The 16,215-nt window shown below is 68.7% G+C and carries 14 protein-coding genes; 11 read left to right on the top strand and 3 right to left on the bottom strand.

What is annotated here, in order from left to right:
• Positions 1–46: 46 nt before the first annotated feature.
• From metH to hisG, 8 genes are all read left to right on the top strand, one after another.
• Positions 47–3,616, top strand: a complete 3,570-nt coding sequence (metH, locus tag ABIC28_RS19765) for a methionine synthase (protein ID WP_354580458.1) — start codon at positions 47–49, stop codon at positions 3,614–3,616.
• Positions 3,609–4,322, top strand: coding sequence for an HAD family hydrolase (locus ABIC28_RS19760; protein WP_374102881.1), 714 nt, complete (start codon positions 3,609–3,611; stop codon positions 4,320–4,322). Before metH ends, ABIC28_RS19760 begins: the two co-directional genes overlap by 8 nt.
• Positions 4,323–4,347: 25 nt before the next feature.
• Positions 4,348–5,859, top strand: a complete 1,512-nt coding sequence (locus tag ABIC28_RS19755) for an ABC transporter substrate-binding protein (RefSeq protein ID WP_209926399.1) — start codon at positions 4,348–4,350, stop codon at positions 5,857–5,859.
• A 9-nt stretch (positions 5,860–5,868) separates the two neighbouring features.
• The gene (locus ABIC28_RS19750; RefSeq protein ID WP_354580456.1) at positions 5,869–6,816 is read left to right on the top strand and encodes an ABC transporter permease; all 948 of its coding nucleotides are present in this window, start codon (positions 5,869–5,871) and stop codon (positions 6,814–6,816) included.
• Positions 6,813–7,658 carry an ABC transporter permease gene (locus tag ABIC28_RS19745; RefSeq protein WP_245220927.1) on the top strand — a complete coding sequence of 282 codons (846 nt, stop codon included), beginning with the start codon at positions 6,813–6,815 and terminating at the stop codon, positions 7,656–7,658. Before ABIC28_RS19750 ends, ABIC28_RS19745 begins: the two co-directional genes overlap by 4 nt.
• Positions 7,659–7,666: 8 nt before the next feature.
• Positions 7,667–9,301, top strand: a complete 1,635-nt coding sequence (locus ABIC28_RS19740) for an ABC transporter ATP-binding protein (protein ID WP_502945053.1) — start codon at positions 7,667–7,669, stop codon at positions 9,299–9,301.
• 102 nt (positions 9,302–9,403) lie between these two features.
• Positions 9,404–9,667, top strand: a complete 264-nt coding sequence (locus ABIC28_RS19735; protein WP_027501839.1) for a phosphoribosyl-ATP diphosphatase — start codon at positions 9,404–9,406, stop codon at positions 9,665–9,667.
• Positions 9,668–9,734: 67 nt separating this feature from the next.
• Positions 9,735–10,586, top strand: a complete 852-nt coding sequence (gene hisG, locus ABIC28_RS19730) for an ATP phosphoribosyltransferase (RefSeq protein WP_077041634.1) — start codon at positions 9,735–9,737, stop codon at positions 10,584–10,586.
• A gap of 79 nt (positions 10,587–10,665) precedes the next feature.
• Here the strand turns inward: hisG and ABIC28_RS19725 are convergent, their stop codons facing one another.
• From ABIC28_RS19725 to ABIC28_RS19715, 3 genes are all read right to left on the bottom strand, one after another.
• Positions 10,666–11,763: an NADH:flavin oxidoreductase gene (locus tag ABIC28_RS19725; RefSeq protein WP_209928954.1), complete on the bottom strand. Its 1,098-nt coding sequence runs from the start codon at positions 11,761–11,763 to the stop codon at positions 10,666–10,668.
• Between the two features lie 17 nt (positions 11,764–11,780).
• Complete coding sequence (locus tag ABIC28_RS19720) at positions 11,781–12,296, bottom strand: nuclear transport factor 2 family protein (protein ID WP_354580451.1); 516 nt, start codon at positions 12,294–12,296, stop codon at positions 11,781–11,783.
• 86 nt (positions 12,297–12,382) lie between these two features.
• The gene (locus ABIC28_RS19715; protein ID WP_269590106.1) at positions 12,383–13,057 is read right to left on the bottom strand and encodes an IclR family transcriptional regulator; all 675 of its coding nucleotides are present in this window, start codon (positions 13,055–13,057) and stop codon (positions 12,383–12,385) included.
• Positions 13,058–13,357: 300 nt separating this feature from the next.
• Between ABIC28_RS19715 and ABIC28_RS19710 the strand changes: the two genes are divergently transcribed.
• The 3 genes from ABIC28_RS19710 to ABIC28_RS19700 all read left to right on the top strand — a co-directional run bounded on the left by ABIC28_RS19710 (position 13,358) and on the right by ABIC28_RS19700 (position 16,091).
• Positions 13,358–14,530: a 3-ketosteroid-9-alpha-monooxygenase, oxygenase component gene (locus tag ABIC28_RS19710; RefSeq protein WP_502945050.1), complete on the top strand. Its 1,173-nt coding sequence runs from the start codon at positions 13,358–13,360 to the stop codon at positions 14,528–14,530.
• Between the two features lie 254 nt (positions 14,531–14,784).
• A complete protein-coding gene (locus tag ABIC28_RS19705) occupies positions 14,785–15,576 on the top strand; it encodes an SDR family NAD(P)-dependent oxidoreductase (RefSeq protein WP_354580637.1) in 792 nt (263 codons plus the stop codon).
• Positions 15,573–16,091 carry a nuclear transport factor 2 family protein gene (locus tag ABIC28_RS19700; protein ID WP_097209767.1) on the top strand — a complete coding sequence of 173 codons (519 nt, stop codon included), beginning with the start codon at positions 15,573–15,575 and terminating at the stop codon, positions 16,089–16,091. Before ABIC28_RS19705 ends, ABIC28_RS19700 begins: the two co-directional genes overlap by 4 nt.
• Positions 16,092–16,215: the final 124 nt, after the last annotated feature.

Here is a 16,215-nt window from a genome sequence, read left to right as displayed (position 1 = left end):
CAGCCTACGACCAGGGTCCTTCAAGGGGCCCACTACTCTGGACGGCATGTCTGCCCCATTTCACTCCGCCCTGTTGGATGCGCTGTCGCAGCGCGTTGTCATCGGCGACGGTGCGATGGGAACCATGCTGCAGGCCGCGGACCTCACCCTCGACGATTTCCTCGGCCTCGAGGGCTGCAACGAGATCCTGAACGAAACCCGCCCTGACGTGCTCGCGGACATCCACCGGGCGTACTTCGAGTCCGGCGCCGACGCCGTCGAGACCAACACCTTCGGATGCAACCTGCCCAACCTCGCCGACTACGACATCTCGCACCGGATCCGCGATCTCTCCGAGCGCGGCACCCGGATCGCCCGCGAGGTCGCCGACGAGATGGGCCCCGGCCGGGACGGCATGGCGCGGTTCGTGCTCGGTTCGATGGGGCCCGGCACCAAGCTCCCCACCCTCGGGCACGCGCCGTTCGCGGTGCTCCGCGACGCGTACACCGAATCCGCACTCGGCATGATCGAGGCGGGCGCCGACGCCATCCTGGTCGAGACCTGCCAGGACCTGCTGCAGGTCAAGGCCGCGATCATCGGTAGCCAGCACGCCATGGAGAAGCTCGGACGCCGGATCCCGATCATCACCCACGTCACCGTCGAGACCACCGGAACCATGTTGCTCGGCAGCGAGATCGGCGCCGCGCTGACCGCGCTCGAGCCGCTCGGCATCGACATGATCGGCCTCAACTGCGCGACCGGTCCCGCGGAGATGAGCGAGCACCTGCGGCACCTGTCCAAGCACTCCACGCTGCCGGTGTCGGTGATGCCGAACGCTGGACTCCCGGTGCTGGGCGCAAACGGTGCCGAATACCCGCTCACCGCACCGGAACTCGCGGAGGCGCTGAGCGGCTTCGTCTCCGAGTTCGGGCTCGGCATGGTCGGCGGTTGCTGCGGCACCACGCCCGACCACATCCGTCAGGTCGCCGATGCGGTGCGCCTGGTCGAGAAGGCCACGCGCACGCCGGTTCCCGAGCCCGGCACGTCCTCGCTGTACGCTGCGGTCCCGTTCGAGCAGGACGCCAGCATCCTGGTGATCGGCGAGCGCACGAACTCCAACGGTTCCAAGGCATTCCGCGATGCGATGATCTCCGGTGACCTCGACCGGTGCATCGACATCGCGAAGGATCAGACCCGCGACGGCGCGCACATGCTCGACCTCAACGTCGACTACGTCGGGCGCGACGGCGCCGCCGACATGACCGAACTCGCGAGCAGGCTCGCGACCGCCTCGACGCTGCCGATCATGATCGACTCGACGGAACCGGACGTGATCCGGGCCGGCCTCGAGCACCTCGGCGGACGGTCCGCGGTCAACTCCGTGAACTACGAGGACGGCGACGGGCCGGATTCGCGGTTCCAGAAGATCATGCGGCTGGTCAAGGAGCACGGCGCCGCCGTCGTCGCGCTGACCATCGACGAGGAGGGTCAGGCGCGCACCGCCGAGCACAAGGTGCGGATCGCGGAGCGGCTGATCGAAGACATCACCGCCAACTGGGGCCTCGACGAGTCCGACATCATCATCGACGCGCTCACCTTCCCGATCTCCACCGGCCAGGAGGAGGTGCGCAAGGACGGCATCGAGACGATCGAGGCGATCCGACAGCTGAAGGCGTCTCACCCCCGCATCCACTTCACCCTCGGCATCTCGAACATCTCGTTCGGACTCAACGCCGCCGCTCGGCAGGTCCTCAACTCGGCCTTCCTGCACGAGTGCACGGAGGCGGGCCTGGACACCGCGATCGTGCACGCGTCCAAGATCCTGCCGATGGCACGGATCCCCGAGGAACAGCGCACGGTGGCGCTCGACCTGGTCTACGACCGCCGGAGCGAGGGCTACGACCCGCTGCAGAAGCTGATGGAGCTGTTCGAGGGCGTGTCCGCGGCCTCGGCACGCGAGACCCGCGCGCAGGAGCTCGCCGGTCTACCGCTGTTCGAGCGGCTCGAGCGGCGCATCGTCGACGGCGAGCGCAACGGACTCGAGGCCGACCTCGACGACGCGATGACCGAGAAGCCGCCGCTGGTGATCATCAACGAGACGCTGCTGAACGGCATGAAGATCGTCGGCGAGCTGTTCGGTTCCGGACAGATGCAGCTGCCGTTCGTGCTGCAGTCCGCCGAGGTGATGAAGGCGGCCGTCGCGTACCTCGAGCCGCACATGGAGGCCACCGACGAGGACGGCAAGGGCCGGATCGTGCTCGCCACCGTCAAGGGCGACGTGCACGACATCGGTAAGAACCTGGTCGACATCATCCTCAGCAACAACGGCTACGAGGTGGTCAACCTCGGCATCAAGCAGCCGATCGCGACCATTCTCGACGCGGCGATCGACAAGAAGGCCGACGTGATCGGCATGTCCGGGCTGCTGGTGAAGTCGACCGTGGTGATGAAGGAGAACCTGCAGGAGCTCAACGCCAAGGGCGTCTCCGAGCAGTTCCCGGTCCTGCTCGGCGGCGCGGCACTGACGCGGACCTACGTCGAGAACGACCTCGCCGACATCTACGAGGGCGAGGTGTCCTACGCGCGCGACGCCTTCGAAGGCCTGCGCCTGATGGACACCATCATGACGACCAAGCGCGGCGGGGGACCCGACCCGGACAGCCCGGAGGCCATCGCGGCGAAGGAAAAGGCCGCCGAACGCAAGGCGCGGCACGAGCGGTCGAAGCGAATCGCGGAGGCGCGCAAGGCAGCCGAGGTCCCGGTCGAGGTGCCCGAACGTTCCGATGTCGCCACCGACATCGGGATCCCGACGCCGCCGTTCTGGGGCAGCCGCATCGTCAAGGGCATCTCGCTGGCGGACTACTCCGGCCTGCTCGACGAGCGGGCTCTGTTCCTGGGGCAGTGGGGTCTACGCGGGCAGCGGGCCGGTGACGGACCCACCTACGAGGAGCTGGTGGAGACCGAGGGCAGGCCGCGGCTGCGCTACTGGCTGGACCGGCTCAGCACGGACGGCATCCTCGCGCACGCCGCGGTGGTGTACGGCTACTTCCCGGCGGTCTCCGAGGGTGACGACGTGGTCGTGCTCACCGAGCCGACTCCCGATGCGCCGGAACGGTTCCGGTTCACCTTCCCCCGCCAGCACCGGGACCGGTTCCTGTGCATCGCCGACTTCGTGCGCTCGCGCGAGGAGGCTCGCAGCACCGGCCAGGTCGACGTGTTGCCGCTGAACCTGGTGACGATGGGCCAGCCGATCGCGGACTTCGCGAACGAGCTGTTCGCCGCGAACTCGTACCGGGACTACCTGGAGGTGCACGGCATCGGCGTGCAGCTCACCGAGGCACTCGCCGAGTACTGGCACCGTCGCGTCCGCGAGGAGCTGGTGCTGGCGGGCGGTCACAACCTCGCCGAGCAGGATCCCGACGACGTCGAGGACTTCTTCAAGCTCGGTTACCGGGGCGCCCGCTACTCGTTCGGTTACGGCGCCTGCCCCGACCTCGAGGACCGCGCCAAGATGGTGGCCCTGCTCGAGCCGGAGCGGATCGGAGTGGTGCTGTCCGAGGAGTTGCAGCTGCATCCCGAGCAGTCGACCGATGCGTTCGTGCTGCACCACCCCGAGGCCAAGTACTTCAATGTCTGAGGCCTCGGTGTTCGAGGCGGCAATGGCGGTGTCGGGTCCCGATCTCAAGGCTGTGCTCTGGGACATGGACGGCACACTGCTCGACTCCGAGAAGCTCTGGGACGTCGCGATGCACGAGCTCGCCGCCGAACTGGGCGGGGTGATGACGCCGAGCACACGGCACTCGATCATCGGCGCCTCCGGGCCCGATGCGCTGGCGACGATCTTCGGGGCTCTGGAGCTCGATCCGACGGCCGCCGCCCTCGCGGACGCCGCGGCGTGGGTGAACGGCCGTGTCACCGAGCTGTTCTCGCTCGGTATCCCGTGGCGGCCGGGCGCACAGGAGGCGCTGCGCACGGTGCGCGAGAGCGGGCTGCGCACCGCGCTGGTGACCAACACCGAGCGGGTGCTGGCCGAGCAGGCGCTGGACACGTTGGGGCGCGAGCACTTCGACATCACCGTCTGCGGTGACGAGGTCCCGCGTGGCAAGCCGGAGCCGGATCCGTACCTGCGCGCGGCGGAGCTGCTCGGCATCGCTCCGGAACACTGCCTGGCCGTCGAGGATTCGCCGACGGGCTCGGCGGCGGCGGAGGCGGCCGGCTGCGCGGTCCTGGTGGTGCCGTGCGAGGTCGCGGTGCCGACCGGACCGCGGCGGGTGCACCGGGAGAGTCTCGAGGGGATCGGGGAATCGGGCTTCACCGCCGCGTGGCGGACCGTCCACGCCTGAGCCGAGCCATGGCAGGATTCCTGGCATGACGCCTCGGTGGACCGGTCGGCTCCTGCGTGGGGTGGCCGCGTCGACCGTGGCCGTCGCCGTGCTGGCGTCCTGCTCGGCAGGCGCCGGCCTGTCGAGCGCGGGCGGACCGGACACGTTCACCGTCGCGCTCACCGCGAAACCGGACAACCTCGACTTCACCCGCACCGCGGGCGCGGCGATCCCGCAGGCGTTGCTGGACAACGTGTACGAGGGGCTGGTCCGGCTCGACGACCACGGCGCGATAGTCCCGCTGCTGGCCTCCTCGTGGACGACCAGCCCGGACCGCACCGTCTACGAGTTCGTGCTGCGCGAGGACGCGACCTTCTCCAACGGTGAGGCGTTCACCTCCGAGGACGTCAAGTTCAGCCTCGATCGCGTCAAGACCGAGTGGACGGCGAACTCGCCCGCACTGATGGCCGTGGTGGATCGGGTGGAGACTCCGTCGCCGCATCTGGCGCGGGTGATCCTGCGGGCGCCGAGCAACGCCTGGCTGTTCAACATGACCGGTCCCGTCGGTGCCATGTTCACCCCGCGCGGCGTCACCCAGTTGGCCACCACCGCGATCGGGACCGGCCCATTCACGGTGGCGCGCTGGAACCCGGGCTCGGAGCTGGTGCTCGCGGCCAACCCCCGGTACTGGGGCGCGCAACCGGCCATGAAGACGGTGCGGCTGAAGTACTTTGCCGATGCCACCGCGCAGGCGAACGCGATGCTCAGTGGCGGGGTGGACGCGATCTACAGTCTCGGGGCTCCGCAACTGCTCGGCCAGTTCAGCGCCGATCCCCGGTTCCGGGTCATCGAGGGCGGCACCAACGGCGAGGTCACGCTGTCGATGAACGGGGCGGTCGCGCCCTTCGACGACATCCGGGTCCGCAGGGCGGTGATGTACGCCGTGGATCGGAAGGCCGTGCGGGACACCGCGTATGCGGGCTACGGCGAGCTCATCGGATCGATGGTGCCGCCGACCGACCCCTGGTACGAGGACCTCACCGGCGTGTACCCGTTCGATCCGCAGCGGGCCCGCGAGTTGCTGGCCGAGGCGGGCACCCCGAATCCCGTGGTGCGGTTCGACGTGCCGAACCTGCCCTATGCCACGGCCGCCGCGCAGGTGGTGAGTTCGCAACTGCAGCAGGTCGGTTTCACCGTGAAGACCAACCCGGTCGAGTTCCCCGCGGTCTGGCTCGATTCCGTGTTCGGCAGGCATGCCTACCAGATGTCGGTGATCCAACACGCCGAGCCGCGCGACATCGCCACCTTCGGCAATCCCGAGTACTACTGGGGCTATCGCAATCCCGAGGTCACGCGGTTGCTCGCGGAGGCCGACGCGGCGGACGAGGCCGGCTACGTCGAGAAGATGCGAACGGTGGCGCGGACGATCACCGACGAGGCGGCGGCGAACTGGCTCTTCCTCTTTCCGCTGCTGGCGGTGACCGACGCCGACATCTCCGGGCTCCCGGCGAACGCGACCTCCCTGGCGCTCGACCTGTCCCGGGTGCGGCGCGGGTAGGGCGGCGTGATGGCGATTCAATTGATCAGGCGGCTCGGCATCTTCTCGCTCACCGCGGCATCCGCATCGGTGCTCGTGTTCGCGTTGCTGTCGGTGCTCCCCGGCGATCCGGCACGGATCGCACTGGGGGTGCAGGCCACGGCCGAGGAGGTGGCCAGGGAGCGGACCGCGATGGGCCTCGACGCGCCTGCCCATGTGCGCTACGGCAATTGGGTGTGGGGCATGCTGCACGGCGACATGGGCGAGTCCTACCTGACCAGGCAGCCGGTCGGACCGGAGATCTTCGATCGGCTGCAGGTCACGCTCTGGGTCGTCGGTGCGGCCATGGTGGTCGCGCTGGTCGTCGCGATCCCGCTCGGGGTCCTGGCGGCAGTCCGGCGCAGCAGCCCCGACGGAGTGCTGATCGGCGGGCTCAGCCAGGTGGGCATCGCGATCCCGGCGTTCCTGGCCGGCGTGCTGTTGGTCACCGTGTTCGCCGTCGAGCTGGGCTGGTTGCCGTCGAGCGGTTGGCAGGCGCCGATCGAGGGGATCGGCGGGTTCCTCAGCTATCTGACGTTGCCCGCTTTGGCACTGGGACTCGTCCAGGGCTCGGTGCTGACGCGGTATGTCCGTTCCGCCGTGCTCGACGAGCTGGGGGCGGACTACCTGCGGACGGCGCGGGCCAAGGGCCTGACCCGGACGGGAGCGCTGCTGCGGCACGGGTTGCGCAACGCCGCCGTGCCGGTGGTCGCCGTCGCAGGACTCCAGCTGGCCACGCTGCTGATCGGGGCTGTGGTCGTCGAGCGGGTCTTCGTGGTGCCCGGGCTCGGCAGTCTGTTGCTGGACAAGGTCAGTCAGCGGGACATGGCGGAGGTGCAGTCCATCGTGATGGTGCTGGTGTTGATGGTGCTGCTGCTCAATCTCGTGGTTGACCTGCTCTACACCGCGATCGATCCCCGCATGCGGAGCGCGGCATGACACAGCATGCGGAGCTGGGCATGAATCGGGTTCGGTGGACGGGCACGCTGGCCCTGGGTGTCGGACTGGTTGCCGCGGTGGTGCTTGCCGCGCTGCTCTCCTTCGTCTGGACGCCCTACGACCCGACCGTGGTCGACTCCGGTGCGCGGCTGCTGCATCCGAGCGCCAAACACTGGCTGGGTACCGATGATTTCGGCCGGGACATCTTCAGCTCGCTCCTCGTGGGTGCCAGGACGACGCTGCTGGTCGGCGTCGTGGCCGTGGCCATCGCTGCGTCGATCGGCATCCCGATCGGGGTGGCCGCCGGTATGCGCCCCGGTGTGTCGGACGAGATCCTGATGCGTGGCAACGACGTACTGCTGGCGTTCCCCGCGTTGCTGCTGGCCATCGTCTTCGCCGCGGTCTGGGGCGGGTCGACGGTGACGGCGATGACTGCACTCGGCGTCGGGACCGCGCCCGCCTTTGCTCGCGTCGCCCGCGGCGGCACCAGACAGGTGATGGCCAAGGACTACGTGCTGGCGGCGCGGGCGGCGGGCAAGAGCCCGTTGCGGATCGCGCTGCGGCACGTGCTGCCCAACATCTCCAGCGCGCTGATCGTGCAGGCGTCGGTGACCTTCGCGATCGCCGTACTGGCCGAGGCAGCGCTCTCCTATCTGGGCTTCGGGACCCCGCCGCCGACCCCGTCATGGGGCCGGATGCTGCAGGAGTCGCAGCCGTACCTGTACCTGCAGCCCGCGGTGATGCTGTGGCCCGGCCTGGCGATCGCGCTGACCGTGCTCGGGTTCAACCTGCTCGGCGACGGGCTGCGCGATCGATTCGACCCGAAGACGGTGCGGCAGTGACGGGCCCGCTGGTCGAGGTCTCTGACCTCACCGTCTGCGCGGGCGGTCGCACCCTGCTGGACGGCATCGGGTTCACCCTGAAGCGGGGCGAACGGCTGGGGCTGATCGGCGAATCCGGGTCGGGCAAATCGCTGACGGCGCTGAGCCTGATGGGGCTGCTGCCGGACCAGCTGTCGGCGACGGGTTCGATCGCCCTCGACGGAGTCGCCGCGAATCTCGTCGGTGCTCCGGAGCGGTTGCTGACCTCCCTGCGGGGAGACGACCTGGGGATGGTCTTCCAGGAGCCGATGACGGCGCTGAACCCGTTGATGAAGGTGGGCAGGCAGGTCGCCGAGGTGATCGAGCTCCACGACGGCGCGCTGAGCCGCGGCGAGCGGCGGGAGGCGGCGCTCGCGCAGCTCGCCGCGGTCAACCTCCCCGACCCGGCGCGTATCGCGCGGTCCTATCCGCACGAACTGTCCGGTGGGCAGCGACAGCGGGTCCTGATCGCCATCGCGATGGCGAACCGCCCTCGGGTGCTGATCTGCGACGAGCCGTCCACCGCTCTCGACGTGACCGTGCAGGCGCAGATCCTCGACCTGATCGACACCACGGTCCGCGAGCACGACACCGCGTTGCTGTTCATCACCCATGACCTGGCGGTGGTCTCCGCGCTGTGCGACCGGGTGCTGGTGATGCGGGACGGGTCGATCCTCGAGTCCGGACCGATCGAGCGGGTGTTCGGGGCTCCGCAGCACCCTTACACCCGCGCCCTGCTCGAGGCGTCGGACCTGAGCGGGTCGACGCTCGGCGGGACGGTGGCGGCGGGATCGGGGCCGGGGGAGCCAACGGTTGCCGCGCCGGTGTCGAATGAACAGGCCGAGCCGCTGGTGTCCGTGCGGGGGCTCGGCCGCACCTACCGGGGGTCGCGGTCCACGCTGTGGCGTCGCGCGGTGCCGGTGCACGCATTGGCCGACGCGTCGTTCGACATCGGTCGCGGCCGGCGGTTCGGCGTGGTCGGCGAATCGGGATCGGGCAAGTCCACGCTGATCCGGTTGCTGTGTGCCCTCGACACACCGACGGCGGGTTCGATCGTGGTGGACGGGCAGGAGATCGTCGGGGCACGGGAACGGGAGCTGCGGCAGTTCCGGCGCGATGTCTCCATCGTCTTCCAGGATCCGATGGGTTCGCTGGACCCGCGGATGAAGGTCGGCGACGTGGTGTCCGAGCCGCTCGACACGCGCGCGGGCTCGGCCGAGGCCGTCGCCCAGATGCTCACCGCCGTCGGGCTCGAACCGGCGATGGCACACCGGTACCCGCACCAGTTCTCCGGCGGTCAACGTCAACGCATCTCGATCGCCCGCGCACTGATCACCAAGCCGAAGATCCTGGTGGCGGACGAGCCGGTCAGCGCGCTCGACGTCTCGGTCCGCGCTCAGGTCCTCGACCTGCTGGCCGAACTGGTCGACGAGTACGGGCTGACGTTGCTGTTCGTCTCGCACGATCTGGCCGTGGTTCGGCACGTGTGCGACGTGGTCGCGGTGATGCATCGGGGCCGGATCGTGGAGTGCGGACCGACCGAGGACGTGTACGAGCGGCCGCGGGAGGAGTACACCCGAACGCTCATCGCGAGCGCTCCGAAACTGGTCCTGCCGGAACTCTGATCCCCCGTAGCGACTGCTTGCAGGTCGCTCGAAACAACACTGGGGGCGGGTTGTGGCGGGGCGGTGGGGAGTCCCGGCTCGTCCGTGAAAGAATCGTGACCCGTGAAGACCTTCGATTCGCTGTTCGCCGAGCTGACCGACCGTGCCGCCACCCGTCCCGAGGGCTCCGGCACCGTGGCCGCGTTGGACGCGGGCGTCCATGCGCAGGGCAAGAAGGTGCTCGAGGAGGCGGGTGAGGTGTGGATCGCCGCCGAGCACGAGAGTGACGAGTCGCTGTCCGAGGAGATCTCGCAGCTGCTCTATTGGGTGCAGGTGTTGATGGTCGGTCGTGGCCTCAAGCTCGAGGACGTCTACCGACATCTGTGAGTCGCGCTCCGCACCGACTCCGCACGTCCTCTGGCCACTTTCTCGCCATTTCCGGAAGGAACACCCCATGCTGCGCGTCGCAGTACCGAACAAGGGCTCGCTGTCCGAGTCCGCCGCCGAGATCCTCGACGAGGCCGGCTACCGCCGCCGTACCGACTCCCGCGACCTGACCGTCCTCGATCCGGCGAACCAGGTCGAGTTCTTCTTCCTCCGTCCCAAGGACATCGCGATCTACGTCGGGTCCGGCGAACTCGACCTCGGCATCACCGGTCGTGACCTCGCCCTCGACTCCGGCGCCCCGGTCTCCGAGCGGCTGTCGCTCGGGTTCGGTCGTTCGAGCTTCCGCTATGCGGCCCCCGCGGGCAAGGACTGGTCGCCCGCCGACCTGGCAGGCCTGCGGATCGCGACCTCGTACCCGAACCTGGTCCGCAGGGACCTCGCCGCCCGCGGCATCGAGGCGACCGTCATCCGTCTGGACGGCGCCGTGGAGATCTCGATCCAGCTCGGCGTCGCGGACGCCATCGCCGATGTCGTCGGTTCCGGCCGCACACTGCGCCAGCACAACCTGGTGGCCTTCGGTGAATCCCTCTGCGACTCCGAGGGGGTGCTGATCCAGCGCGAGGGCTCGGACGGAACCGACAAGGCGCGCAATCAGCTGATCGCCCGCGTGCAGGGCGTCGTCTTCGCGCAGCAGTACCTGATGCTCGACTACGACTGCCCGCGCGGCCTGCTCGACGAAGCGCTGCGGATCACCCCCGGCCTGGAGTCGCCGACGATCTCGCCGCTTGCCGACGAGGCGTGGGTCGCGATCCGCGCGCTGGTGCCGCGCAAGGTCAGCAACGACGTGATGGATCAGCTCGCCGAGATCGGCGCCAAGGCGATCCTGGCGTCCGACATCAGGTCCTGCCGGGCCTTCTGACGCGGCGGTATCTGCGCCGACAACCTCGAACGGCCCCGGTCACACCTCAGGTGTGACCGGGGCCGTCGACGTTCCGTGGTCAGTACAGCCGGCGCTCGTGCAAGTTGCGGTCGAACGCCGGGACGGGCCCGCCGTCGCGGAGGATCGTCGCGAGGGCCGGATCGGCCAGGTGTAGTCGTCCGATGGCGACGAGGTCGAACTCCTCGTCCTCGAGCCTGCGGAGGAGCCCGTCGAGATCCGCGGGCCTCGGCGTGCCTGCATCGCGAAGCGACTTGTCGAGCCCCACGCTACCCACCGCCATGCTGACCGCGCCGGTCAGCTTCTTCGCCCAGCCGGCCAGGGTCAGCGCGCTGCCCTCGAACGCGGGGGCGTCGAACCGGCGGATGCTCGCGTCGAGCACGTCCACGCCTGCCTCGACCAGCGCGTTCAGGACGACGGCGAGTTCGTCGGGGGTGTCCGCGATCCGCGCCGCGTAGTCCTGCTGCTTGTGTTGCGAGAACCGGTAGAAGATCGGCAGGTCGGGACCGATCTCGCGCCGGATCGCCCGCACCACCTCCGCCGGGAACTCCGTACGTCGTTGCAGGTCACCGCCCCAGTGATCGTTTCGCTGGTTCGTCGACTCCCACAGGAAGGCGTCCAGCAGGTAACCGTGCCCGGCGTGGATCGCGATCCCGTCGAACCCGACGTCGACCGCATTGCGCGCCGACCGCACGTAACCGTCGATGACGTCCGCGATGTCGCGCTCGGTCATCGCCTGGGTGGGAACGCTCGCCCGCGCGAGGTAGTCCTCCGGGTAGACGGTCTTGCCGACCCGCCCCCACAGCCCGGAGGGGCGCATCGGCGTCAGTGCCGGATCCACCGCGCGCATCGCGCCCCACAGCGGGCCGACGTGCCACAGCTGGGGAATGATCCGGCCGCCTGCCGCGTGCACCTCGTCGACCACGGTGCGCCATCCCGCCAGTGCCGATTCTCCGTGCAGGCGGGGGACTCTGGTGCTGTCGACGGCCGTCGGGTGGTCGATCGCCACGCCCTCGGTGATCAGCAGGCCGGTACCGCCCTCGGCGCGCCGCCGATAGTAGGCGGCCACCTCCGGGCCGGGGACCCCGGCAGGGGAGTGCTCTCGTGTCATGGGGGACATGACGATCCGGTTCGGCAGCGCCAGCGACCGGATCTGCATCGGGGCGAAGAGCGGGTTCACAGCGCCTGCAGGTAGTCGAAGAAACCCTCGGTGACGTCCTCACGCAGCCGGGTGAGCTTTCGATAGCTGATCAGCCAGTGGCCGTTCACCTTTCGGTACTCCTCGTGGTAGTGCCCGTAGCCGTGGAGGTGCTCCTCGTGGTCGCCGTTGGTCCACCACAGCTTGTCCTCCATCGCCCAGATCCCGCGGGCGGTGTCGTCGGAGGTCAACTCGATCTCCGGGGTGTGGCCGTGGTGCACGGTGGTCACCGCGGTCGATCCGCCGAGGAGGGTGCTGATCGCGCGGGTCAGTTTGTCCTTGCCCACGACGCGGTTCGAGGTGCTCTCGGTCTGTGGCTGCTTGTCTCCGGGCAGGCCGCCCCACGTCTCGGAGACCACGTCGTCGGTGTGCAGCGTCGGGTAGACGTCCCACTGCTTGTTGTCCATGCACCGCAGCCGGGCCGCGAAGGTGCGCTTGATCTGCTCGATCGCCAGGAGTTGTTCGGGGGCGGTCAGTGTGAGCTCGGAGTTCATGGCAACACGCTGTCAGGGAGCCGGCGCGCGGGCAATTCTCGTTTCCGATCAGCGGACTCAGGCCAGGTCAGGGCGGGGAGGCCGGGTCAGGCTCGCGGCCAACCCGCTCCGGTGAGGTCGAAGTAGTGCGCGATCGCCGCCGCCGCCATCCGCACGGGCGCCGCATGCCGTTGGTCGAACTTCAACCGGTCCATCGGTCCGCTGACCGACAGGCCGACCTCGGCACCGCCCAGTGATCCGACACGCGCTCCGATGCAACCGAACCCGGTGACACAGGTACCGAACGAGACGCCGGGTCGTGGTGCCGACGCGAGCAGCGCCTTGCCGATTGTCGACGATCGCGCGGGTATGCGTGTCCCGACCCGTGTCCGCAGGTGGGGCGCCGCGGAACCACCGACCTTCTCGAGGTAGAGCACGTCCTTGCCGTCGAGAACACCTAGATGGACGACGTGGCCCGTCACCAGGTGCAGTTCGCGTAGCAGCGGTGTCACGACCCGGTCGACACTGTCCCGGTACAGCGACAGCGCCCCGAGTTCGGCGAGCGTGTCCCCGAGTTCGTACTCGGCACCCCTGCGGCGGAGCCACCCCATCCTCACCAACTGCTCGAGCATCCTGAGCGTGCTCGTCCGGGGTATGCCGGTTCCGCGGGACACCTCCGTCAGGCTGAGCCGCGGCGCGCTCCGGAAGGTGTCCAGGACCAGGGAGAGTCGATCGAGCGTGGAGGTGGGCACGCTCGCTTTCGAGCTGTCTCCGGCCGACATTGTCATCTCCTCCCGTGCGACCTTCGCGGCATCGCCGACGGACCTCCGGGCGTGCGCAGGCACTGACAATCCCACCGTGGGGAGCGGTGCGACGCCATGGGGTCGTCCGTTCAGTGGGATGACCAGGGGGAGGCGGACGGCCAGCAGTGCGGTGCCGGCGGCACTGGAGCTGCCCGACACGACTGACCTGCGTCTATTCCGGTCAGCGGGTGCGCGAATTGAGGCAGGTTCGCCGGGCTGAGAAGGTCACCTCACGCGGTGACCGTGATCACATCGACCCCGCCGCGGCCGACCCTGTGAATGCCGAGACAAACGAGAGGACCCGCTGTGGACATCGAGGAATCCGATGAGGTTCGCATCATCGACGAGGGCACGCCGCCCGCTCGCTTCGCACGTGGCTGGCACTGCCTGGGGCTGGTGGCGGAGTTCCGCGACGGGAAGCCGCACTCCATCGAGGCCTTCGGGACCAAGCTCGTCGTGTTCTCCGACCGCAACGGCGAGATCAAGATCCTCGACGCCTTCTGCAGGCACATGGGCGGCGACCTGAGCCAGGGCACGGTCAAGGGCGATTCGATCGCCTGCCCGTTCCACGACTGGCGCTGGGGCGGCAACGGCAAGTGCACCGGCATCCCCTACGCCCGCCGCGTCCCGCCGCTGGCCCGCACCCGCGCCTGGGAGATCATGGAGCAGGACGAGCTGCTGTTCGTCTGGAACGACCCGGAGGGCAATCCGCCCCCACCGGAGGTCGCGATCCCAGCCATGCGGGCCGACGATGCCGAGTGGACCGACTGGCAGTGGAAGTCGATCGTCATCGACACCAACTGCCGCGAGATCATCGACAACGTCGTCGACATGGCGCACTTCTTCTACGTGCACTACTCGTTCCCGACGTACTTCAAGAACATCTTCGAGGGACACGTCGCGATCCAGGAACAGGCAGGCGTCGGCCGCGAGGACATCACCGAGTGGACCGACCCCGATGTCCCGAAGCTGGTCGGCCACGGCTCGATCGCGGCCTACCACGGGCCGTCGTTCATGATCGACGACCTCGTCTACCACTACGACAAGTACGACGTCGAGTCCGTCCTGATCAACTGCCACTACCCGATCTCACCGAACCAATTCGTGCTGATGTACGGCATCTCCGTGAAGAAGACCGAGCAGATCCCGGCGGAGATCGCCGACCAACTGGTCGACGCGATGATCGGCTACATCGGTGTCGGCTTCGAGCAGGACATCGAGATCTGGAAGAACAAGACCCGGATCGAGAACCCGCTGCTCACCAACGAGGACGGCCCGGTCTACCAGCTGCGCCGTTGGTACGAGCAGTTCTACGTCGACGTCGCGGACGTCAAGCCGGAGATGGTTGACCGCTTCGAGTTCGAGCTCGACACCACAAGGCCGGTCGAGGTGTGGAAGCAGGAAGTCGCCGACAACCTCGCCCGGCGTGATGCCGCGAAGTTGTCGGTCTGATGCGGCACATCGATTGTGCGCGTTGCGGAGTCCAGGTTCTCGTGGAGAAGAACAGCTGGCAGCACACCACCGTCCAGTGGAGCACCGCCCGCCCCGACACCGTCTGCGACGAGTACCGGGACGACCCGACACTGACGCTGCGCGGGGCCGAGTGGGGCGCTGCCCCGCACTGCGTGAATCCATCGTCGCGGCCGCCGTGGACGGACGCATCCCCGTCCCCGACTGACAACCGACCCAAAGGAATCGAGACAACGATGATCGACAAAGACAAGTACGGCCCATGGGCTGTCATCGCAGGCGGTTCGGAGGGCGTCGGTGCCGGGTTCGCCGAGGAACTGGCAGAGGCCGGACTGAACCTCGTGCTGCTCGCCCGCAAACCCGGCCCCCTCGAGGAGACCGCGGCCAAGGCGCGAGCTCACGGAGTCGAGGTGCGCACCCTCGCCGTCGACCTCCTGGCGGCGGATGCCGTCGAACGGATCCGGGAGACTACCGCGGATCTCGACGTGGGACTGCTGATCTTCAATGCCGGTGCCAACACCTACGGCCACGAGTTCGTCACCGGCGACCTCGACGCCTGCCGAAAGGTCCTCACGCTCAACATCGACCGCCAACTGGAGCTCTCCCAGGTCTTCGGCGCACCGATGCGCGAACGCGGCCGCGGTGGCATCATCCTGCTCGGCTCGCTGGCCGGTTTCGTCGGCGCGGAACACATGAGCATCTACGCGGCGGCAAAGGCATTCAGCCGCGTCTTCGCCGAGGGACTCTGGCTCGAGATGGCCGAGCACGGCGTCGATGTGCTCGAGCTCGTCCTCGGCGTCACCCGGACGCCCGCCATGGAACGAGCCGGCCTCGATTTCGATCTACCCGGTCTCAACGCCTCAGATCCCTATGCGGTCGCGCGCGAGGGTCTCGACCACCTCGCCGATGGACCGATCTGGGTCGCGGGCGGCAACTACGAGCTGGCCGCCGGCTGTGCCGGCTTCCCCCGCGCCGAGATCGTCAGGGCAGCGTCCGCCGAGGCCCGCGCGATGATGGGGCGCCGATGACCGAGACAGATCCGGGTTTCGAGCGTCGGTTGCTCGTCCTCGAGCAACGCCTTGGGATACTCGAGGACCACAACGCGATCATGCGACTCATGTACTCCTACGGCCCGAGCGTGGACAGCGGCCTCGACGATGTGGTCGGCGGCCTCTGGATCGAGGACGGCGTCTACGACGTCGACACCGGGCGGATGGCCGGCCGACGGGCGATCGAGGACATGGTCCGGACCCACCCGCACCAGGGCTTCATCCAGCAAGGATGCGGACACATCATGAGTCCGGCACACATCACCGTCGACGGCGACACGGCCGTGGCGGTGTGTCACACGCAGCTGATTCTCCGGCAGCCCGATGGGAGCGGCTATCAGGTGAGCCGGGTCACGGCTAACAGGTGGGAGCTGATCCGCACCAAGGACGGGTGGCGGGTCACGACGCGGACCAGCCGAATCCTCGACGGGCAGAAGGGTTCACGAGCGATCCTCGCGAGTGCCTTTCGGCAGGGGGACTCAGTCCCGCGATAGCGCACGGGCGGCCGCGCCCCGGGGGGGGCGGCCGCCCGGCTGACCGGTTTAACCCCCCCACCAGCACGGGCGGATTTATCCGGCCGTCCCGCCCCGCCGCGGCGGGCAGGGCGCCCGCGGCCAT

It is taken from the genome of Rhodococcus sp. PvR044, assembly GCF_040548995.1.
Taxonomy (GTDB): Bacteria; Actinomycetota; Actinomycetes; order Mycobacteriales; family Mycobacteriaceae; genus Rhodococcus_G; species Rhodococcus_G oryzae.
Note: the sequence above shows the minus strand (reverse complement) of the source record. Positions and strands in the feature narration are given on the sequence as shown.

What these genes read in the sequence shown, in the direction of transcription:
- ABIC28_RS19750 (WP_354580456.1), top strand. Translation starts at nt 5,869, where the DNA reads ATGGCGATTCAATTGATCAGGCGGCTCGGCATCTTCTCGCTCACCGCG.
- ABIC28_RS19720 (WP_354580451.1), bottom strand. Translation starts at nt 12,296, where the DNA reads ATGAACTCCGAGCTCACACTGACCGCCCCCGAACAACTCCTGGCGATC.
- ABIC28_RS19760 (WP_374102881.1), top strand. Translation starts at nt 3,609, where the DNA reads ATGTCTGAGGCCTCGGTGTTCGAGGCGGCAATGGCGGTGTCGGGTCCC.
- metH (WP_354580458.1), top strand. Translation starts at nt 47, where the DNA reads ATGTCTGCCCCATTTCACTCCGCCCTGTTGGATGCGCTGTCGCAGCGC.
- ABIC28_RS19705 (WP_354580637.1), top strand. Translation starts at nt 14,785, where the DNA reads ATGATCGACAAAGACAAGTACGGCCCATGGGCTGTCATCGCAGGCGGT.
- ABIC28_RS19700 (WP_097209767.1), top strand. Translation starts at nt 15,573, where the DNA reads ATGACCGAGACAGATCCGGGTTTCGAGCGTCGGTTGCTCGTCCTCGAG.
- ABIC28_RS19715 (WP_269590106.1), bottom strand. Translation starts at nt 13,057, where the DNA reads ATGTCGGCCGGAGACAGCTCGAAAGCGAGCGTGCCCACCTCCACGCTC.
- hisG (WP_077041634.1), top strand. Translation starts at nt 9,735, where the DNA reads ATGCTGCGCGTCGCAGTACCGAACAAGGGCTCGCTGTCCGAGTCCGCC.
- ABIC28_RS19745 (WP_245220927.1), top strand. Translation starts at nt 6,813, where the DNA reads ATGACACAGCATGCGGAGCTGGGCATGAATCGGGTTCGGTGGACGGGC.
- ABIC28_RS19725 (WP_209928954.1), bottom strand. Translation starts at nt 11,763, where the DNA reads ATGCAGATCCGGTCGCTGGCGCTGCCGAACCGGATCGTCATGTCCCCC.
- ABIC28_RS19710 (WP_502945050.1), top strand. Translation starts at nt 13,358, where the DNA reads ATGCCGAGACAAACGAGAGGACCCGCTGTGGACATCGAGGAATCCGAT.
- ABIC28_RS19755 (WP_209926399.1), top strand. Translation starts at nt 4,348, where the DNA reads ATGACGCCTCGGTGGACCGGTCGGCTCCTGCGTGGGGTGGCCGCGTCG.